Annotated in this window: 19 protein-coding genes and 1 pseudogene; 16 read left to right on the top strand and 4 right to left on the bottom strand. The window is 37.8% G+C overall.

Features of this window, described 5'->3' with window-relative positions; all coding sequences use genetic code 11:
- Nucleotides 1-78 precede the first annotated feature (78 nt).
- The 3 genes from ACE1OF_RS02930 to ACE1OF_RS02920 all read left to right on the top strand — a co-directional run bounded on the left by ACE1OF_RS02930 (nt 79) and on the right by ACE1OF_RS02920 (nt 6995).
- On the top strand, nt 79-3060 hold the full coding sequence (locus tag ACE1OF_RS02930; RefSeq protein WP_448892648.1) for a TonB-dependent receptor: 2982 nt from the start codon (nt 79-81) through the stop codon (nt 3058-3060).
- An 85-nt stretch (nt 3061-3145) separates the two neighbouring features.
- Nucleotides 3146-4414: a sugar MFS transporter gene (locus ACE1OF_RS02925; RefSeq protein ID WP_448892647.1), complete on the top strand. Its 1269-nt coding sequence runs from the start codon at nt 3146-3148 to the stop codon at nt 4412-4414.
- 13 nt (nt 4415-4427) lie between these two features.
- The gene (locus ACE1OF_RS02920) at nt 4428-6995 is read left to right on the top strand and encodes a glycoside hydrolase family 3 protein (protein ID WP_448892646.1); all 2568 of its coding nucleotides are present in this window, start codon (nt 4428-4430) and stop codon (nt 6993-6995) included.
- A gap of 132 nt (nt 6996-7127) precedes the next feature.
- Here the strand turns inward: ACE1OF_RS02920 and ACE1OF_RS02915 are convergent, their stop codons facing one another.
- On the bottom strand, nt 7128-7973 hold the full coding sequence (locus tag ACE1OF_RS02915) for a LysR family transcriptional regulator (RefSeq protein ID WP_448892645.1): 846 nt from the start codon (nt 7971-7973) through the stop codon (nt 7128-7130).
- 113 nt (nt 7974-8086) lie between these two features.
- Here ACE1OF_RS02915 and ACE1OF_RS02910 point away from each other — a divergent pair, with 113 nt between their 5' ends.
- Nucleotides 8087-8299: a hypothetical protein gene (locus tag ACE1OF_RS02910; protein WP_448892644.1), complete on the top strand. Its 213-nt coding sequence runs from the start codon at nt 8087-8089 to the stop codon at nt 8297-8299.
- A 37-nt stretch (nt 8300-8336) separates the two neighbouring features.
- On the opposite strand, the gene ACE1OF_RS02905 is transcribed toward ACE1OF_RS02910, so the two are convergent.
- Nucleotides 8337-8834, bottom strand: coding sequence for a hypothetical protein (locus ACE1OF_RS02905; RefSeq protein WP_448892642.1), 498 nt, complete (start codon nt 8832-8834; stop codon nt 8337-8339).
- 212 nt (nt 8835-9046) lie between these two features.
- Here ACE1OF_RS02905 and ACE1OF_RS02900 point away from each other — a divergent pair, with 212 nt between their 5' ends.
- Both ACE1OF_RS02900 and pssA read left to right on the top strand, forming a co-directional pair.
- Nucleotides 9047-11113 (top strand): oxidoreductase, encoded by a 2067-nt coding sequence (locus tag ACE1OF_RS02900; protein ID WP_448892640.1) that lies wholly within the window; start codon nt 9047-9049, stop codon nt 11111-11113.
- A gap of 159 nt (nt 11114-11272) precedes the next feature.
- Nucleotides 11273-12601 (top strand): CDP-diacylglycerol--serine O-phosphatidyltransferase, encoded by a 1329-nt coding sequence (gene pssA, locus ACE1OF_RS02895; RefSeq protein WP_448892638.1) that lies wholly within the window; start codon nt 11273-11275, stop codon nt 12599-12601.
- Nucleotides 12602-12653: 52 nt separating this feature from the next.
- Here pssA and ACE1OF_RS02890 read toward each other — a convergent pair whose 3' ends face one another.
- Complete coding sequence (locus tag ACE1OF_RS02890; RefSeq protein ID WP_448892636.1) at nt 12654-14300, bottom strand: hypothetical protein; 1647 nt, start codon at nt 14298-14300, stop codon at nt 12654-12656.
- Between the two features lie 361 nt (nt 14301-14661).
- On the opposite strand from ACE1OF_RS02890, the gene ACE1OF_RS02885 reads away from it, so the two are divergent.
- The 10 genes and pseudogenes from ACE1OF_RS02885 to ACE1OF_RS02840 all read left to right on the top strand — a co-directional run bounded on the left by ACE1OF_RS02885 (nt 14662) and on the right by ACE1OF_RS02840 (nt 20637).
- Nucleotides 14662-15057: an acyl-CoA thioesterase gene (locus ACE1OF_RS02885; RefSeq protein WP_448892634.1), complete on the top strand. Its 396-nt coding sequence runs from the start codon at nt 14662-14664 to the stop codon at nt 15055-15057.
- Between the two features lie 132 nt (nt 15058-15189).
- On the top strand, nt 15190-15876 hold the full coding sequence (gene ssb, locus ACE1OF_RS02880; RefSeq protein ID WP_448892632.1) for a single-stranded DNA-binding protein: 687 nt from the start codon (nt 15190-15192) through the stop codon (nt 15874-15876).
- Nucleotides 15877-16145: 269 nt separating this feature from the next.
- Nucleotides 16146-16309 (top strand): annotated as a pseudogene (locus ACE1OF_RS02875) (transposase); the annotation flags it as partial.
- Between the two features lie 224 nt (nt 16310-16533).
- Nucleotides 16534-16899 (top strand): cupin domain-containing protein, encoded by a 366-nt coding sequence (locus tag ACE1OF_RS02870; RefSeq protein ID WP_448892630.1) that lies wholly within the window; start codon nt 16534-16536, stop codon nt 16897-16899.
- A 251-nt stretch (nt 16900-17150) separates the two neighbouring features.
- Nucleotides 17151-18077, top strand: coding sequence for a hypothetical protein (locus ACE1OF_RS02865; protein WP_448892628.1), 927 nt, complete (start codon nt 17151-17153; stop codon nt 18075-18077).
- Nucleotides 18043-18282, top strand: a complete 240-nt coding sequence (locus tag ACE1OF_RS02860; protein ID WP_448892626.1) for a hypothetical protein — start codon at nt 18043-18045, stop codon at nt 18280-18282. The genes ACE1OF_RS02865 and ACE1OF_RS02860 overlap by 35 nt, the downstream gene beginning before the upstream one ends.
- A 54-nt stretch (nt 18283-18336) precedes the next feature.
- On the top strand, nt 18337-18555 hold the full coding sequence (locus ACE1OF_RS02855) for a DUF6500 family protein (protein WP_448892624.1): 219 nt from the start codon (nt 18337-18339) through the stop codon (nt 18553-18555).
- 142 nt (nt 18556-18697) lie between these two features.
- Nucleotides 18698-19135 carry a hypothetical protein gene (locus ACE1OF_RS02850; RefSeq protein ID WP_448892622.1) on the top strand — a complete coding sequence of 146 codons (438 nt, stop codon included), beginning with the start codon at nt 18698-18700 and terminating at the stop codon, nt 19133-19135.
- 89 nt (nt 19136-19224) lie between these two features.
- Complete coding sequence (locus ACE1OF_RS02845; protein WP_448892620.1) at nt 19225-20055, top strand: class I SAM-dependent methyltransferase; 831 nt, start codon at nt 19225-19227, stop codon at nt 20053-20055.
- Between the two features lie 174 nt (nt 20056-20229).
- Entirely contained in the window at nt 20230-20637 is a 408-nt protein-coding gene (locus ACE1OF_RS02840) for a GFA family protein (protein ID WP_448892618.1), read from the top strand.
- Between the two features lie 72 nt (nt 20638-20709).
- On the opposite strand, the gene map is transcribed toward ACE1OF_RS02840, so the two are convergent.
- The gene (gene map, locus ACE1OF_RS02835; RefSeq protein ID WP_448892616.1) at nt 20710-21462 is read right to left on the bottom strand and encodes a type I methionyl aminopeptidase; all 753 of its coding nucleotides are present in this window, start codon (nt 21460-21462) and stop codon (nt 20710-20712) included.
- Between the last annotated feature and the right edge of the window lie 85 nt (nt 21463-21547).

Genomic DNA, 21547 nt, shown 5'->3' with positions numbered 1-21547 from the left:
TTAAAATGTTGTGCGGTACAAAATATAAATAATACGTACCGCAGTTTTTAACACTAATTTTAAGAAAGTAGGGTAACCATGAAACAATCAAAATTTGCTAAAAAACGCTTAGCCGTTTATATATCAGCAGCACTAATTGCTGGTTTGAATACTAATGTAATGGCAGAAGAAGCTGCTTTAACAGAAACAAAAGACAAAGAAGTCGAAGTTATTGAAGTTACTGGCATTATGAGCAGCTTAACGCGTTCAATGTTGGTAAAAAGGAATACTTCTGGTGTTGTCGATGTTATATCAGCTGAAGATATGGGGAAATTTCCCGACACCAATTTAGCTGAGTCATTACAACGTATTACCGGCGTTACCGTGAGTCGAAATAATGGTGAAGGTAGCGAAATTACCGTGCGAGGCTTTGGTCCTGACTTTAACTTGATTACGTTAAATGGGCGTCAAATGCCAGGAACAGGTAACTCTCGTTCATACAGTTTAGAGAATTTATCTTCTGATGGGGTGAGTGAGCTTATCGTTAACAAAACAGCGCGTGCAGAAAATCCAAGTGGTGGTTTAGGTGCGACTGTTAATATTGTTACCATGAAACCTTTTAGTAGCCCCGGCGAGAAAATGGTGATCTCTGCTAAAGGCATCTATGACTCATCAAATGTAAAAGGGGATGATATTACCCCTGAGTTCTCAGGTTTATACAGTAACACCTTTGCTGATGATACCTTTGGTGTTGCATTCTCGTTCTCTCATCAACAACGTGATTTTCAACAACAAGCAGCAAACATTCAAGGCTGGCAGTACCAGCCCGATGCGCAACTTCCTAGCTTAGATGCTGATAAAGTGATTGATAATCGTGATGCCAATGCCGCAGCAGGCGCATTCTTTCCACGTGATATGAATTACGGTATTGCTAATGTAGAACGTGAAAGAACTAACGCGAATATTACGTTTCAATACGCACCGATTGAAAGTGTAATATTAACGCTCGATTACACCATGGGGGAATCTATTACCGGCACTAATGCTATTGGCTGGGGACAATGGCACGATTATGGTGGCAGTATTAAAGCTTATGAATTAGATGAAAACGGTACGGTTATATTCGCTGATATGTCTGGTAATGATGGCTCTTATACTGCAAATCGTGATACAACCGAAACGAACGAAAGCTCACTAGGTTTTAATATCGAATGGCAAGCGACGGATGATTTAATCTTATCAGTCGATTACCACAATTCAGAAAACAAAATAGACAATGGTAAAGATAAGGGGATGAATGGTACTGGTTCATTGGTTTTTGGTTCAGATCAGTTAGTGACTAAACATTATGATTTTAGAACGGGTGATATTCCACAAGGTACAATCTTTTGGAATAATGGTTCAACAACGCTGGCACCAAGTGAAATGGACTCACATTTTAGTCAATTTATACACAGTCCAGGTAAAGCTGAAGTTGCTCAATTACAAATTGATGGTTCATGGGAAAATCCTAATGACTCAGCATTAATGTCGGTTAAATTTGGATTTGCTCGCACTGAACAAACAATGAGCGGCTCAAATGCGTGGAGTGGCCTCATTGGTGGTTTCTTGTTTAATCCAAATTATTCAGCAGCGTTTCCAGATGGTATGTTTGAGTACAATACTACTGATGATTTTTTAGATGAATTTTCAAATGGTGACAACCCCATAGGTGCTGGATATTACTATAGTTTTGATTTTGATGAGGCCGTTGCACGTTCTGCTGCCTTCTTAAATCGTGATCTATTAGGCGATGATTATTTTAGTACAGACCCTTACCGCGAAGGAACTGTTAAAGGGCAAGGCTCAGTAGAAGAAAATACCAACAGTATTTATGTTTCATCTTTATTTGAATTTGAACTAGCTGAATTTCCTGTACAAATGAGCGTTGGCTTACGTTATGAAGAAACCGCAGTGGAAAGTAATGTTTTACAAGATGTTCCAACGGATGTTTGGTGGCTAAAAAATACTGAGTGGCACACCCAATATACTTCAGGTGAAAATACCTTTTACACGGAAGAGGGGGATTATGACGTACTTCTGCCGATGCTTGATATTAGAGTTGACTTGACTGATGATATTGTTGCTCGTGCATCTTGGGGGAAAACGATTTCTAGAGCACCATTAGGCAATTTAGCCGGTGGTTTATCCTTAAGTTCTAGCCCCGGTTTGGAAGGACGTACTGGTGGACAAGGTGATACTGACCTAGATCCTTATGAATCTACCAACCTTGATCTTTCTTTAGAATATTACTACGCAGAAGGTAGTTATGCTTCAGTAGGTTACTTTAGAAAAGATGTTAAAAACTTCATCAGTACGCGTCGTATTTCAAGTCAATATGAAGGTATACGCGACATCGCTGCAGGACCTCGTTATGCACAAGCACTTGCTGACCTTAATGCCGCAGGACTTCCGACAACGGGTGAAGATATTCGCTTACAAATGATAGCCAATGGCGCAACCGTAAATGCGCAAGGTTACCTTACTCCTAATGCTGATGATCCGCTAATGACTTGGAATATCACTCAGCCATTTAACACCTCTGATAACAAAACGGTTGATGGTATTGAAGTTGCGGTGCAGCACTTTTTTGGAGACAGTGGTTTTGGTTTTGGTGCTAATGCAACCTTTGTTGACGGTGATGTTGAGTTTGATGTAGATGATATCACTAAAGTTGACAGTGTTGCAGACTTAGAGCCGCAAACGCCGTTAACAGGGTTAGGTGATTCGGCTAACTTTCAAGTGTTCTATGAAAAAGATGATTTATCTGTGAAAGTAACTTACGCATGGCGTGATGAGTACCTTATTGGTGTAGGCCAAGATCAAGGCTCTGCTGATGCGCCTCCACAATTTGCTAAAGAGTTTGGTCAAGTTGATATGAGTGTTAACTATGATATAGACGAAAACTTCACGGTATTTTTCGAAGGCCTCAACTTAAATAACGAAACAGAACAAGGTTATGGACGTTATGAAGAGCAATTCCTATTTGCTCGTCAATATGGTTCAAGATATACCTTGGGTGTTCGCTATAGCTTTAAGTAAGCTAATTGAACCATAACGCGGGATTAATTCCCGCGTTATGCGGCTTTCAATCCACTTTTCAAATTTAAGAAAGAGAGGTCTCCTTATGGCAGGCACTTCGTTTATTGTAGATCAGCAAAATAGCCAAACTAACGATTCAAATGAGGCAAATAGCACTAATCAGTTTGCTCTTGTGTCGTTAACCACCTTGTTTTTTATGTGGGGGTTCATTACCTGTTTAAATGACATATTAATTCCGCATTTAAAAGCGATTTTCGACTTGAGTTACACTCAGTCGATGTTGGTACAATTTTGCTTTTTTGGCGCGTATTTTCTCGTGTCATTACCGGCGGGACGTTTAGTTAAAAAAGTAGGTTATCAAAAAGGTATCGTTTTCGGCTTAGTCATTGCCGCTATTGGATGTCTTATGTTTTATCCCTCTGCTGAATACCACAGTTACAACTTGTTTTTATCAGCACTCTTTGTGTTAGCAAGCGGTATTACGGTGTTACAAGTTTCTGCTAATCCGTATGTTACTTTATTGGGGCCTGCTGCGTCGGCATCATCACGGTTAACCATGACACAAGCCTTTAACTCATTAGGTACAACGGTTGCACCGTATTTAGGTGCGCTGTTTATCCTTAGTGAAGCGGCAAGCTCGATGACAACAGCCGCATCAGCTGACTCAGTTAAAATACCGTACTTATTTTTAACGGCTATTTTATTGTTATTAGCGGCCATATTTTCGTATCTAAAACTCCCTAAAATAGACAGTGCAGTTGTATTCGAGGATGAAAAGGTTATGGGCTCTGCATGGCAATATCGTCATTTGGTGTTAGGCGCGCTTGGCATCTTTGTATACGTTGGTGCCGAAGTGTCAATAGGTAGCTTTTTGGTTAATTTCTTGGGCGAAACTAACATTGCCGGTTTGGCCGAAACTGAAGCAGCAAAGTACCTCACCTATTATTGGGGAGGGGCAATGGCTGGACGTTTTATCGGTGCGGCGGTAATGCAAAAATTAGATGCTGGTAAAGTACTTGGTTTTAATGCCTTGTTGGCGGTATTGCTGATTGCCCTGGCTATGCTTAGCTCTGGCGCTTTAGCTATGTGGGCACTTTTGTTGGTAGGGCTATGTAACTCCATCATGTTTCCTACAATTTTTAGTTTAGCGTTAAATGGCTTAGGTAAACACACGAGTCAAGGCGCAGGTATTCTGTGTTTAGCCATTGTTGGTGGTGCCATTTTACCATTATTACAAGGCGTATTGGCGGATAACTTAGGCATTCAATTGGCCTTCGTTTTACCTTTACTTTGTTACCTTTACATTGCGTTTTATGGCGTAAGTGGTAGCAAATCAACACACAAAACACAGTAAGTGAGACATAAAAATGTATTGTAAATTTACCCCTAAAGCATTATTTATCCTGCTTTCCCCAATGTTTATTTTTGGCTGTAGCCAGGCGGGCAATTCGGTTGATAAAGAAACAACACATGAAGTAGAAGTTAATAAAACCATTTGGCCTAAGCTTGAGGTTGAGGTAAGGCAAGATGCAGCAATTGAGTCAAAAATTGTTGAAATATTGTCTACGATGACATTAGCGCAGAAAGTTGCGCAAATGATCCAACCAGAGATCAGAGATATAACCCCAGAAGATATGCGTAAATATGGCTTTGGCTCTTATTTAAATGGTGGAGGTGCTTTTCCTGATAACAACAAACATGCAACGCCACAGGACTGGATAAATTTAGCAGAACAAATGTATCAAGCGTCTATAGATGATTCACTCGATGGTAGCACTATTCCTACAATGTGGGGCACAGATGCTGTGCATGGTCACAATAATGTTATTGGCGCTACCTTGTTTCCGCACAATATTGGTTTAGGCGCGGCGAATAATCCTGAACTATTAGAAAAAATAGCACAGGTTACCGCTACAGAGGTAATGGTTACAGGTATCGATTGGGTCTTTGCGCCAACGGTAGCAACCGTTAGGGATGATCGCTGGGGCAGAGCCTACGAAGGCTATTCTGAAGATCCTGACATTGTAAAAAACTATGCATCAGCCATTGTTCATGGTTTGCAAGGTACTGTGGGTAAGGACTTTTTAGGTAATGATCGTGTTATTAGTACGGTGAAACACTTCATTGGTGATGGCGGTACTGAAGGTGGCGTTGATCAAGGAAATAATATAGCGAATGAGCAAACCTTGTTTGATATTCATGCCCAAGGTTATCTGGGTGGTTTAACTGCAGGAGCGCAATCAGTAATGGCCTCATTCAATAGTTGGCAAGGGGAAAAAATTCACGGTAATCACTATTTGTTAACCACAGTTTTGAAAGAAAAAATGGGTTTTGACGGTTTTGTAGTTGGAGATTGGAATGGTCACGGACAAGTCAAAGGTTGTAGTAATGAAAGCTGTCCGCAATCAGTGAATGCCGGTTTAGATATATTTATGGTGCCAACCGATGCGTGGAAACCACTTTATGAAAATACCATTGCCCAAGTCAACAGAGGTGAAATTTCACAAGCACGTATTGATGATGCTGTAAGCCGTATATTACGGGTAAAACTTAGAGCAGGACTTTTTGAAAAACCTAGTCCAGCTAAACGCCAATTTTCGGGTAAAACAGAGCTTATTGGTAGTGAAGCTCATCGTGATATAGCAAGACAAGCGGTGCGTGAATCCTTAGTGTTATTAAAAAATAATCAAGGATTATTGCCCCTTTCTCCCAAAATGAATATTCTCGTTGCGGGTGATGCGGCAAATAATATTGGTAAGCAATCTGGTGGGTGGACTATTACGTGGCAAGGTACGAATAATCAAAACAGTGATTTTCCGGGAGGAAGTTCAATTTATGATGGTCTTGCACAGCAAGTCAAGGCTGCTGGTGGAAAAATCACATTAAGTGAAGAAGGAATATTTACCGAAAAGCCAGATGTTGCCGTGGTTGTTTTTGGTGAAGAGCCGTATGCTGAAGGACAGGGGGATAGAGAAAATTTAGCCTATCAAGCGGAGAATAAATCAGATTTAGCTTTATTAAAACGTTTAAAGTCACAAGGAATTCCCGTGGTGTCACTATTTATTAGTGGTCGTCCACTGTGGGTAAATGCAGAACTGAATGCCAGTGATGCTTTTGTTGCCGCGTGGTTGCCTGGCTCTGAAGGTAATGCAGTTGCAGATGTGTTGTTAACGGATATTCATGAACAAGTGCAGCATGACTTTATCGGAAAATTATCTTTCTCGTGGCCTAATTCGCCGACACAAATAGTTAATCGCTTTGATGAAGATTATCAGCCGTTATTACCCTATGGTTTTGGTTTGCATTATGGTGAAGCAAGTACTTTACCGAGTGATTTACCTGAAGAATATCAATTAGTAAAAAGCAGCAAAAAGAATATGAGAATTTTTGCGGGCAAAGCAATAAAACCATGGTACTTGTTGTTAACATCGGGCGAAAAAGTGAGCAGGATTGAGTCAAACAGTGCATTATTGCCGGGGATTTCATACCGCACGGTTGATAAAAACGTACAAGAAGATGCTTTTCGAATTCAGTTAACGGGCGATAATGAAGGCGGAGTTAAGTTCTCAACGCTTGATGGGCAAATTGCTGATCTTGCTATGACACCTATCATTTCGACAGCGCTGGTGTTCACAGTTAAAAGAGAGAGTGATATAGCTACCGCGGTTATGTTGTCTATGTTTTGTGGTAAAACAACAGCAGAGCAGCAACATTGTCAGGCAAGTGTGGATATTACTAAACAACTTTTAGCATTGCCCAAAGATGAATGGCATGAATTGTCTGTCGGGCTAAGTTGTTTTGATAAGGCAGGTGTTCAGTTTGATAAACTTACAACGGCTTTCTCTCTAACAACCACTAGTGATATGGCATTGTCAATTAGTGATATTTATTTTTCAACCAATGCTGCTAATACGGCAACAATACAGTGTAATTAGATATTGTACTTGGGAGGTGGTTAATCTGATTTTACTCTCATGAATAACCTACTAATAAATAGCGGGTTATTCATATATCAATTGATGGCTATATTAAACCTAGCTCAGGTTAAGTTACCTTTTATGGTGCAATCAAATTTCCCATGAACTTGTATTATTAAAGCTCTGGTTTAAGCAGGTAATAATGCGGGGTAAAATCTCTTTATTATTATCGGCACGATAGATGACAAAAATTGGATAAGCAAATTCAGGTGAGCCTGTTACTCTTTCTAATTGTCCTGAGTTGATATGTTGCTCTATTACACGCGTTCTAAAGTAACCATTCCCACCTTTTTTTAGTATGTATTTTAATGCTAACGGCCCTAGGTTAAAACTCAGTGTTGCTTGACGCGATAAAGGGAACACAGCCTCTAATTGGCTTTTAAATTCACTGCCCCAATCGATAAGTAAGTAAGGTGATGCGGATGTGGTTGAGCGAACATGGACGAGTTTTTCTTCAACCACCTGTTCCACTACCAAGCCAGAAAAATAATTTGGCTGATGCACTACAACTGCATCGAGCTTATTGGCTTTCAATTGCTTAACTAACCCCTCGGTATGATCGATTTCCACATGAATATTTATATTAGGTAGTGCTTGGGTAATTTGCTCTAACCATTCAACCATGATCGGATTCCACAGCGTGATGTCAGCACCAATGTGTATCGATTCAGTTAAATTCATCGGAAATTTCAATTGGGCTTGTGCTTTTTGCCATGTTTGAACAAGTGTTAGCGCGTAGGTTGAAAACACTTCGCCTTCACGTGTCAGTTGAGCACCAGATCGGTTGCGAACGAATAATTTGCAATTTAGTTGGTTTTCTAAGTTTTTTACTCTTGTCGTTACGGCTGTTTGAGTGATGTTTAATTTGCGAGCCGCTTCCATAAAAGTGCCTGTGCTCATTATTTCTAAAAATGTTTTCGCTAGAACGATATCCATCGATACAAACCTTTATATCAAAATAAATGAAGTTAAATGCAGTTATTATTCATTATACATAAAATCAGGGTTTGATTATCCTAATATCAGGTTTTTAATTCAGGGATTTATTTATGTATAAATTAGGTGTTACTGCAATGGTTTTAACATTTTGTATACTACTGTCAGCTATTTACATTCTGTTTGTTTCAGATATACATATGAGCCTTCAGTGGACAATGTTTTGGCATTTCACACTTATGTTAACGGGGTTAGCGTTCAAAATTTCGTATGTATTAGTGTTAACGGCTGAACACAGAGCTAAAGATTCATGTCTTGAAGTATAAGAGAGGTTATTTTGCTCTGATGTTTAACAGCGTTTTCTCAGATAACCTGTGAGAAGTAATCATTTAATTGCTTATTGCCCAGTTTGATATCTATCTCATCTTCTTGATATTTACCTATTAACGCCATTCCCATGGGAGATTGCGGTGTGATAACAGTAACTTGCTGGCCTGATATTGCACAACGTAAGCCGCCTGCTGCTGGACCAATAAAAAACCAATGTTGACTTGATTTGTCATTTGACAGTTGAACCAGTGCTGTTAATGCAATGGGTTTGTTTTCATCAAAATCTATTAAATTTAATGATTGATACTTTCTGATGGCAGTTTGCAATTCTTGCACACGCCTTGATTGCCCTTCCGCTAAGTAGCTAGCTTCAATGGCTAGTGTGTCATATTGTGTTTCTGCAATGCTTTGATCGTCCACTGCTGCTGCATGCGCTTCGTTTGCAGCATTAATTGCTTGTGCAAGTGCTTGTTCAAGTTGGTTAATAATTAACGTAGTTAGGGTACGTTTTTTAATAATTGGCTGTTTCATTGATGTTTTATATGGTTGCTTTACCAATACCCGATGAGTACGTTTTGAGAGGTGTAGATGAAATAAGATTATAAGCTATTCTACAGGTATTAAGTATTTGTTGGTAATTTTTTCATTTAATCTGACAGGTGTCAAAATTAACTTGTGTTTTAAAAAAAACAGAGGTAAATTAACCTATATTAAGGTACCTGGTTAGACCAATAGGAATTATTATGACAACACTAAGCACAACGAAAACTTCATCTGAAGACAAGCCATTTGAGCATTTATTAGCGCCTTTAGATTTAGGTTTTACCCAATTGGCTAATCGTACATTAATGGGGTCAATGCATACTGGACTTGAAGAAGAAAAGGGTGGTTTTACCAAATTAGCTGCGTTTTATGAAGAACGAGCAAAAGGTGGTGTTGGTTTGATTGTTACAGGTGGTGTTAGTCCTAATAAACGCGGCAGAATAGCCCCTTTTGGGAGTGAGTTAAGTCATTTTTGGCATGTAAATAAACACAAAGAAGTGACTGCTGCTGTTCATAAATACCCAACTAAAATTTGTTTACAATTATTACATACGGGTCGATACGCTTTTCATCCATTTAGTGTTGCCCCCAGTAAAGTTAAGTCACCTATTACTCCTTTTACGCCAAAAGCCATGTCAGAAAGACAGATTTTAGGCACGATAAAAGATTATGCCCATGCTTCCGCTTTAGCAGCTAAAGCTGGTTATGATGGTGTTGAAATTATGGGGAGTGAAGGGTATTTAATTAATCAATTCGCTTGCCTTCGTACCAATCAACGTACTGATAATTGGGGGGGCAGTATTGAAAACCGTATGCGCTTAGCAATTGAAACTATCAAAGCAGTGCGTGCTAAAGTGGGTGAAAAATTTATTATTATATTCCGATTATCCATGTTGGACTTAGTCGAAGGTGGTAACACTTGGGATGAAGTGGTAACGATGGCAAAAGCGGTAGAAAGGGCTGGGGCTACGTTAATCAATACGGGTATTGGCTGGCATGAGGCACGTGTGCCTACCATAGTAACGTCAGTACCAAGAGCTGCCTTTACTTGGATTACCGAGCGAATGAAAAAAGAAGTCTCTATTCCGCTTGTAACCACTAACCGTATTAATACCCCCGAAGTGGCAGAAGAAGTATTGGCATCAGGACAAGCTGATATGGTGTCAATGGCACGACCATTTTTGGCAGATGCCGATTTTGTAAATAAAGCAGCGGCGAATAAGTCAGATGAAATTAATACCTGTATTGGCTGTAATCAAGCCTGCTTAGATCATGTATTTCAACAAAAAAGAGCTTCTTGTTTAGTAAACCCAAGAGCGTGTTATGAAACTGAACTTAATTTCGAGCAAACGAAGCAAGCTAAAAAAATAGCGGTTATTGGCGCTGGACCTGCGGGCCTTGCTTTTAGTGTGTATGCTAAAGAGCGCGGTCATCAAGTCGAGTTATTTGATAAAATAAGTGAAATTGGCGGTCAATTCAATGTTGCTAAACAAATACCAGGCAAAGAAGAATTTTATGAAACCTTACGCTACTTTAATAAGCAGCTGACGTTACATAAAATTCCAGTACATTTAAATAGTGAACAAAGTGCTGAAAGCCTATTAGCGGCAGGTTTTGACGATGTTGTGTTAGCGACTGGCATTAAACCTAGAAAATTAGATATTAAAGGTTTTGAACATCCTAAGGTGTTGAGTTATTTGCAAGTATTACGTGACAAAGTGTCAGTTGGCAAAAAAGTCGCTATTATTGGGGCTGGTGGTATTGGTTTTGATGTTGCTTCTTACTTGGCTGAGTCTGGTGAATCGTTGACTACAAATCTCAATGCTTGGTTAAAAAATTGGGGTGTAGATAAAGCATACCAAGGCTCAGGCGCATTACTTGAACACAGTGCTGACGGTCATCAACCACCAGAACGAGAAATAACTTTATTACAACGTAAAACAACGAAAGTGGGCAAAGGTTTAGGCAAAACGTCTGGATGGGTGCATCGTGCAAATTTAGTCAAACATGGCGTAAAAATGGTGCCTGGCGTAACTTATAAAGCCATTACTGATGCAGGATTATTGATAGACGTTAATGGTAAAGAGCAATTACTTGAAGTAGACAATGTTATTATTTGTGCTGGACAAGAACCTAACCGAGATTTGCAGCAAGCACTTGAGCAAGGTGGTATGAAGGTGCATTTAATTGGTGGTGCAAATGTGGCTGCTGAACTTGATGCTAAACGTGCAATTAGACAAGCCGCCGAATTGGCAATGGTAATTTAATTAGAAGTAAATAAGAATGAAAAACATCTATAGAAAAACAGCAATTTTTAAGAATAAACGTTATAAGTGACAATATTTTGCCTTGGTGAATACTTAATAACTGACGTATACTGCTGAAAATATATTTTTAGTTAAGTTCTTTTACCTTTGACGTTTGAAATGAAAAATCTTGTAATTAGTAGTACTGATATTGAAATATTTTCTGAGGCTAAACAGTATAAACAACAATTATTAGCATTAATTGCTAATGCTCGCCAACGCATTTATATAACAGCATTGTATTTGCAGGACGATGAAGCAGGTAGAGAAATACTGCATGCTTTATATAAAGCAAAAGAAATTACACCTACATTAGATGTAAGTATTTTTGTTGATTTTCATCGAGCCCAACGAGGCCTGATTGGTGAAAAAGCAAGTTTAGGTAATAGAGCCTTATATCTTGACTTAGCGCAGCAATATGGCCAAAAAATACCAATTTATGGTATTGCTGTTAAACGCAAAGAGTTATTTGGTGTACTACATTTAAAAGGGATGGTTTTTGATGATGATCTTTTTTATACGGGCGCCAGTATTAATGACGTATATATGCATGAAGGCAGGCGCTATCGTTTAGATAGATATTATCAAATTGATAGCGCAGCATTAACCAACCGCTTTTGCCAATATTTACGAAAAATCTTTGTTGATTCAGGTTTGGCTCCGTTACTTAATGAACATGATTTACCAAGCCCTGTACAGCAAAAACAAAACATTTTAGCATTAAAAGTTTTATTAAAAAAATCAACTTACCCACTGTGCTCAGTGAGCAGCAATACACATTCAAATGTAATTACCAACCCTATAATAATTACGCCATTAATTGGCTTTGGACGACGAAAAAACCATTTAAATAAGGTGATACGTCAAACCATAAAAAAAGCTAAGCAAAATTTAACTATTTTTACACCTTATTTTAATTTACCGCCAGTGTTGGCAAAAGATGTGATTAATGCAATGAAACGAGGTGTCAATATTACTTTGATTGTTGGTGATAAAACGGCCAATGATTTTTATATTGCTGACGAAACCGCTTTTAGTACCATTGGTATTGTGCCTTATATTTATGAAGTGTTATTGAAGCGATTTGTAAAACGCTATCAAAACTTTGTCGATAAAGGTTTGCTGAACATACACCTGTGGCAGCATGAAGATAATAGTTTTCATTTAAAAGGTATTATTAGTGACGAACGTTATCATTTACTAACTGGCAGTAATTTAAACCCACGGGCTTGGGCGTTAGATTTAGAAAATGGTTTATTGCTTGATGACGCTTCACACGGGTTAATGACCAAAGTAACGTCTGAAATTAATGGTATTATGGAACACACGAAGAAAATAAATCACTTTAGTGAAATTGAGACACTGAATGATTACCCGATAAAGCCGAAGAAGTTATTAAATAAAATACGTTTTTCTCAAATAGACAGAATTTTAAAACGTTTTCTATAATGGCACAGTCGCAATAAACAATGTTGAATGACGCTTATTTGGCAAAGCGCTATTAAAATGACTGTTTAGCTTCTAGTCTTATTTCAAAATTATCAATATCAGGATTATCACTTTGCGGAAAGGCAAAATCGATATGAACAACATGATTATTTCCTCCAGCATGGGGAGAATACAACCTTATTCCCATGCCGACAGAATATAACCAACCTGTTTCAATATTTTCGTTCATTGTGGAGGTCGCGCTTACTTGATTGGCTGTTAGTGGCATATCAAGCTTACCAAAAGTTCGTGCGGTATCAAAAAAAGCAGCACCAGCAACATCAAATAATTTCAAAATATTTAAATGAGGATAATAGCGAATTTCAGCAGTAAACTTGGTACTGTGCTTACCGTGTTGATATTGCAGCGGAAAGCCTCTTAGGCCAGAATCACCACCCATAGTCACGGGGTTATCAAGATATTGATTTTTACTGATTACATTAATGTTATTTAAGTAGAAACTCCAATCAGAGCTAATATTGTAAAAGTATTCTGTATTCATATTGAGTAGAAAGTGATGCTCGCTTTGATCATAAATATCACTATTCAATGCAATGTTCAGCAATACTAAGGCATTGGTATGAATTTCAAACCCTTTACTCACTTCAGTTTGTAATAAAACCCACGCACTGTTTTCTCTATTACCGTCACTAACCCCAAGCCGAGAGTTAAACTGCCAACCATGGTTAAAATCTTCTATCTGAGTAATTAAATGAATATTAGTCAGTTTTCTAAAATCTTTTTCTATGTACTCAAATCCTACCCAGGGATAAATAAAGTCACGGTTTTGCGGTAATAAGAAAGAATACTCATTATCTTGAATATTGTTTAAAGAAGAAAATTCGTGAAGATCTTGTGTTATACCAACACTATATCGAAGGAGAGAAGCGCTATTATTGAAGTTTAACCAAGCATATTCTGCATTTGTATAACTAATATCATGAGCAAATATTGCTAACTTATGGTTGTTTTGATAAATAGTGTCGTTTCGTGTGCCTTTATCAAACCCTACCAAATAAGCATTATCAGTATAAAAACTAGCAAAGTGTTTTTGTAAAAATAAAGACTGATGAGTTCCGTCATCATTATCGGCAAAGCGTAGTTTTAAATCGATGTTTTTTTGATTAAAGAGTGGTATTGTTGTTTTAACTTTGTACCCTTTACGTTGTGAATTCTTATAGGTTTCAATTTCTGCGTCTATTCCTAATCCCAGCAAATTTCGCTCTTTAACACCTAAACTGTAAGAACTTTCACCACCTTGGCGGCCATAATTAATGGTTGGCATTAATGACCAGTTATCCCAAGTTTTGACTGTGATATTTTTGACCATTTGATCACTACTCACTTGAGCATCACGCAAATATCTTCTGCTACGTAAATGTCTTTCTAACTCAGCCATGTCGGCAAAGGTTTTTGAACATTTATTGAGAAAAAAAGCAGATTCATTTTTAAGGGTAAGCTGTTTGGTATTAATGTGAATAGCATTTGCCCAACGATGTAGAAAAGTAATGCCTTTTTCACTTTCGTCAAAAATAGTTAAGGGTTCAAAAATAATATTTGGTTGTTTTTGAAGACAACCATTTGGTTCGGTTGGAGTACTTTGGTTTTGAACATCTTGTGCGTATGCCTTAGCGACTGTAACGCCTATACAAATGAACATTATGAGAGCCGTTATAATACATTTAACGAGCATACAATTAATACTAATAGGAATGATAACACCCTTATGCAAACACTGCTGTTGTAAGCCAATGAAAAGACTATAAAGCTATTTGAGTATACCTTAACTATAGTCTTTAATTGAGGAGTTATTTTATTTTTTGTTGATCTTTAGCTGTTTTTATTAAAAAAATCACATCACTTAAAAACGCTTCTGCATGATAAATAATAACCTCTTTGATTGTGTTTAATAATTTCAATCATGGTGCATAGACCCTAGGTTATTTTAAATAACTAAGCTGATATTTCTATAAGTTAAGGTTACTATAGTTTATATACATAAAAATAGAGATTTATAAACTATGTTTACAGAAAAATTAATGCCCCGTTTTAGTGATACAGATGCCCTTGGTCATATCAACAACACAACAATTCCTGTTTGGTTTGAAGGCGGAAGAGAGCCTGTTTTTAAACTATTTATTCCAGATTTAGATTTAAAAAATTGGCAGCTTATTATTGCTAAAATTGAAGTGTCTTATCATGGACAGTTATTTTACGGGCAAGAAGTTGAAATGCGTACTTATATTAGTCGAATTGGTGGTGCATCATTCGATGTATATCAAGAGATATGGCAGCACGGAGAAAAATGCGTGTCGGGTACAGCATCACTGGTTTATTTTGATTATCAAGCACAGGCTTCTAAGAAAATATCTGAGGATATTCGGTCTGAGTTATCTAAACATTTATATAAATGTTAGCCGCTTGAATTTGATCTGTTCTCACTATAGAATTACGCCCTTAACTAAATTTTTTAACCTCTAGAATAAATGCGCATTAAGTGTACTGTTTTTGTTTTAGAGGTACACAATTAATAGGCAATAGGATTTTTCATGGCTGGTGTAAACAAAGTAATTATTGTAGGTAACTTAGGTAAAGATCCTGAAGTACGTTTTATGCCAAATGGCGGAGCAGTAGCAAATATAACTGTAGCAACGTCAGATACATGGAAAGATAAACAAACGGGCGAACAAAAAGAAAAAACTGAATGGCACCGTGTAGTGATGTTTGGTAAGTTAGCTGAAATTGCTGGCGAATACTTAAAGAAAGGCTCAAAAGTTTATCTTGAAGGTTCTCTACAAACACGTAAATGGACTAACCCACAAGGGCAAGACCAATACACTACAGAAATTGTATTACAAGGTTTTAATGGTGTAATGCAAATGTTAGACAGCAAAGGGGCTGGTCAACAAGGTGGATTTGCGCCGCAAAATCAGCAAACACAACAGCAAGGCCATACACAAAATACTGGTTTTCAACAACAAGCGCCTCAACAACAAGCTCCCCAACAAGGTGGTTATGCACCACAAGGGCAGCAATCAGTACCACAGCAGGCTTACAATAAACCACCTCAACAAAGTGGTTATGCACAAGCACCACAACAGCAAGCCCCTCAACAAGGTGGTTATGCACAGCAAAATCAACAACAAGGTGGATTCTCTCAGCCAGCACAACAACAGGCACCTAAAGTAAACCCACAAGAGCCATCAATTGATTTTGATGATGACATCCCCTTCTAACCAGAATCAAAATAAATAATGTAGATTTTAATTTCATAAGCCGTATTTTTTACGGCTTTTTTAATTCTAATAGAAAATTAATGTTGATTTCTATTAGATATATACTACATTTGGGTGTAACAAAATAATTAATAATGTGTTTGAAGAGTGGCGTTATGTATATGAGAAAGGGGAATTTAATTTTGATCCTACCTTAATATTCAAATTAGGAGATGCATGTCAGAAGCTTACATCAGAAACTATAAGTTAAAATCAACAATACATACAATTTTTGTGGTTACTTAAAAGATTGTAAGATATGACTACTACAACAGCAATGCATGCGTAAATTGCCAATAAAAACAGGACGACAAGTTCAATTTAAACAGGATAAATTACGTAAACAGCTAAACTACATTGAAGAATGAAGGTTAGAATAGACAGTACATTAGGGCTAAATGCCCAACATCTACTCAATTAAATAACTTTAATGCTAAGCTATCGCTTCAATCAGCAATAGTTCATATCACAATAAAGTAAAAACTAAATTTGGCAAAAAAATAAAGATTTTTGATTGTTAAGAGAAAATAATCCCGTTAAAGTAATTCCATTAAAAAACAATATAAAAACGAGTAATTCTACAGGCTCGTTAGCGGTACACGAATCTATGGAGTCAAAATGAAGTTTGATGCTATAAACTTGAAAGATAAGTTCTCAAAATTTACTGAACACTGGTCGCCTCGTGTTGTTGCAGAAATGAATGATTATCAATTTAAGTTAGTAAAAGTTGAAGGTGAGTTTATTTGGCACGAACACCCTGATACAGATGAGGTTTTCATTGTTATTGAAGGCACGCTTAAAATTGAATTCCGTGATGGTGTTGTTAGTCTAGATTCAGGTGAAATGTTTGTAATTCCTAAAAGTGTAGAGCACAAACCTATAGCTCATAGTGAGTGTAAGATTATGATTGTTGAGCCAAAAGGTGTTGTTAATACCGGCGATTCTAATAGTGTTCTTACAGCTCAAAATGACGTGTGGGTGTAATGTACGGCTAATAAACACGAATTTAAAACGGGACTGCTAACAGTTTGCTCAGTTTAAGTGATATTGACTTATAACAAAGCATTTATTAGTGATTCTCAACGCTTCTTAGCATTTTCAGGTGTTGCGCTTTTCGTGCGTTACTAAATCCACAAAACCCTTATTCATGTATTTGAAAAAAGGTTGTGTTTGTCATTGATATTTATGACCATGGTTTTTATTATGTGAGCAATAAAAATGAGGAGGGATATCATATGGCAAATTTTTCTAAGAACGTGATAGGGCTATTGCTATTATTTATCTGTACTTTTGCGCCATTAAGCGCCAACGCAGTGCGTAATATTGAGAATGATCTGGTAAAACAAGCAAACTTTATGGGGATTAAGCCCGGCATGAGTTTGGCGCAAGTTAAAGAAATTGTTGCGGCACAGGGCGGCAGGGTTAAATCATCTGCGCGCGGAACAGGTAAAGTTAAAAAAACAGTAGATGATCTTATAAGGTCATCGCGCGAAAATTATTTTACATTCGTAGTTGAGCCTCCCGCTGGTGCGCAGGACGCAAAAGTCATGACTAAACCGTACAACACACAATTTTATGTTTATCCAAAAGACAAGGCAGCCATTCATCAAGATGAAAATTTGATTGTATATCACATTTGGAGCTCTCAACGTGCAGGGAGCTCAAGTCGGCGCAGAAATGTTGAGGGATCAGAGTTTTTCTTTATGTCTTTGGCGAAAAAACTACAGGCGAAGTTTGGTTCTATACGTGAATATGCGGTAACATCTATGTTTAAAACTATGGTGTTTCAGCCAAATAGTAAATCCGTTCAAAGTTTTGAAGCGGCAACTGTTCTAGGCGCGACAGGAACAAGACGTTTGCAGGATCAAAGCTGCGCCCATATTAGTACTACGGTTTTAAAGTTTGCAATTGGCAATGGTGGTGCCAAAATTTCACTCAATGGTCCTTTTACAGCGGTTGATTTTAAAAAATATATTGATGCCCACGAAAAAAATATTGGCCGCTATGCGCGTTGGAGTAAGTGTGGTGATGTATTAAACGTTCGAACAACTCACTATGGGCAAACGGATGATAAATTGAGTCAAGTGGGTTTTTCTCTAACAAACTTTGAGCAATTTGAAAATGCATATGTGGGTTTTAGCAAAGCCTTGGCCACTAAATAATTATTCGGCTGATGGGCTGTTTTTACCCTTATTAAGTTCATTACGAACACGGCGGCGATTGGCGGATGCTCCCAAAATACTGAGTAAAAACAGTGAGTTTGCTGTATGGAATGTACTGCTGGCTTGGACACCATTTTACGGTGTTCCACTCACTTTATCGCCAGTATTTTTAAGACGCATCGCTTTACCAGCTGCATTAAATTGATAACTCGATCAAGGGTATTCAGATGCGTGCCCAATCTAGTGTAGGAATACTATTTTGCGAAAAGAACTTAGAAAGAAAATTGTAGAAGTATGCGATTGCAAAATAGCTCAGAAAGGTGAAGGCGTCGGCCTTTCCTTTTATGCATTCTTCAAAAATAAAAATGATCAGCCAGAGGTTCTTATGGAGGCTGCTCAGTGGTGGATAGAAACCCACAAACTGGATCACTTCGAAAAAGCATTGAAAATCAAAGATATGGTCATATCTGGTGTTTAAATGTAATTCAGTGATAGTTTGTATTATTTTTTGTAAAACAATCTATTGGCTCGGGTGAGGTAACACTAACTCAGTTAACCCACAATATGTAGGTTAGCCTCGTGTGGAGCCATTATGTGAATGAAATACTTGAGTATTTTCCATGAATATTGATCTACTTATCATCGCTGGCTCATTTAGTTTTTTGGCAGCTTTCCTACATATTTGTGTGGTCATTGGCGGGCCACGTTGGTATCGATTTTTTGGTGCAGGAGATTCAATGGCCTTGATGGCTGAAAAGGGCTCTTTAAAACCAACGGTTATTACACTTTCTATAGCTACAGTGTTATTTTTATGGGCTTTCTATGCTTGGTCTGGTGCCGGTGTTTTTCCACGTATGCCATTTCTAAAAGCTGCTTTATCAGCAATTACATCTATCTATTTAATTCGTGGTCTAGGTGGAATAATTGCTCCATTTATATCTGATCACCCTCAAGTAAAACAAAATAGTCTGACGTTTTGGGTTTGGAGTTCAGTTATTTGTTTAGTCATTGGTGTATTCCACTTGATGGGGCTAATTGCTATATGGCAAAATTTATAAAATGGCGTAAGTTGTTAAAGCAGAATAAATAACAGTTGGCTTTTTCTACAGCCTTGCTATATTTCATAATTAGTAAATCTGGAGTTTTTATGTCGTATGATAAATCCGTGTCAGCCCACTATTTACATGGCAGTTTGCTTGAAGCTATTGAAGCAGCACTTCTGGCTCTTGGAAAAACAACTGATAGTGTGACAATTGAGGATCTTGCGCCAGTCGATGAGTTTCATATCGGAGGACGATTGGCAACAGACCATCTATTTGAACAGCTTAACTTTTCTGAACAGGGTGATATATTAGATGTTGGTTGTGGTTTAGGTGGTGCCGCTAGATATCTCGCATCTAGATACAAAAACCGCGTTACTGGTATCGACCTAACACCTGAGTATATTGAGACAGGGAAGGTGCTTTGTAGCTGGTTAAATCTTGATGAATATATAACACTTGAGCAGGGGAGTGCGTTGTTGATGCCTTTTCAAGATAGTTCTTTTGATGGCGGTTATATGCTTCACGTAGGCATGAATATTGATGATAAAGAGTCGTTATTTGCTGAAATATTTCGAGTGCTAAAGCCTGGGTCTACCTTCGGTGTTTATGATGTTATGCGACAAAATGATGGTGCGTTGATTTACCCAGTTCCATGGGCGACCGAAAGCAGTACCAGCAAACTATCTACTCCCGCTCAATATAAACAAGCGATAAGCGATGCTGGGTTTGAAATCACCAAGGAGAACAATCGCCGTGATTTTTCGCTGGCACTCTTTAAACAGTTAGGTGCAAAAACAGAGGCTAATGAAGGTTCGTCCCCTCTGGGTCTTCATACTCTGATGCAAGAAGGCACTTCCAACAAAATTAAGAATATGGTTAAGAATATAGCTAATGGATTAATTGCTCCGATTGAAATTATTATCCAAAAAGTATGAATGAATATAATAAGTGCATGCAGCTAGGTCACCAAGCCGCTGATGCGGGGCATTGAGGCTGTATGATTGCTCTTCAAAAGAGATTTATTTGTAGTTGTAATGTTAAATATTGAATTTGTTAAAAGCTATTTTTTTTAGTTATAGTGTCTATGTAATCAAACATAAGGAATTTTTGTGATAAATCAATATTTTGGTTCATGCCTCTGCGGCAAAGTTAAGTTTGAGCTATCAGGAGAATTTCAATCGTTCTTTTTGTGTCACTGTACTCGCTGTCAAAAAGATTCAGGCTCATCACATGCGGCCAACTTGTTTGCAAAAGGTGGCTTGTTAACTTGGTTGCAGGGTGAAAGTAACGTGAAAATTTATCAGCATCCTAATTCATTACATACAAAAAGCTTTTGTCAAAATTGTGGATCAGCTCTTCCTGTATTTTCTGAGAGTATCAATTGTGTAGTTGTGCCAGCGGGTAGTATGGATAGCGCAGTACCCATTTCGCCTACTGCGAAAATTTTTGTTGCTAATACGGCTAGTTGGTCTAAAAATATAACCTGTGTACCTAGCTTTGATGAGTTGCCAAAGTAAACTGTTGTTAGTAAAACATAATTTTACTAAAGATATGCCCTTATAATTTATAAATAAAAATATACGAGTTTGTTAGACATTTTTCAGTACTGATTCTTCATTGCGTAATGTAAGTACTTCAAAACCCGATTGAGTAACAAGAATAGTGTGTTCCCATTGTGCTGATAGTTTTTTATCTTTTGTAATAACAGTCCAACCGTCTTTTTTCTGCTTAGTTTTGTATGTACCTTGATTGATCATTGGCTCAATGGTAAATATCATACCTTCTTGCAGGGTAATGCCTGTGTTAGGTTTTCCAACATGAAGTATTTGAGGGGCTTCGTGCATATCCCGCCCTATGCCATGGCCACAATAATCACGAACAACGCTAAAACCATGCATTTCAGCGTGGGTTTGAATAGCGTGACCAATATCACCCGTTGTATTACCCGGCTTTACATTTGCTATGCCTTTCCACATAGCTTGATAAGTAACGTCAACTAATTTCTTAGCGATTGGTAGAACGTCACCAATCATATACATTTTACTACTATCAGCAATGTACCCATTTTGCTCTAACGTTATATCTATATTAATAATATCTTTATTTCTTAGTTTTTTACCAACGGAAGGCATACCATGGCAAACAACTTCGTTAATTGACGAATTTAGAACGTATTGATAACCATATTGCCCTTTACTTGCGGGTCTAGCCTTTAGGTTGTTGACAATATAATTCTCAACTTGGTCGTTAATTTCCATTGTTGAAACACCTGCTGAGACAAAATCGTCTAGCATTTTAAAAACACTTGCATATTCTCTCCAGCTTTGATCACCCAATTGCATTAACTTTGATCGCTTATTCTCATTAAGCTTTGATCACTAGTATCACTTGTAAATGATCACTTTTGTGCTCTTAATGATTTTGCCG

Source organism: Colwellia sp. E150_009 (genome assembly GCF_053543955.1).
The sequence above is the reverse complement of the archived record's forward strand: the minus strand, read 5'-3'. Positions and strand labels throughout refer to the sequence as shown.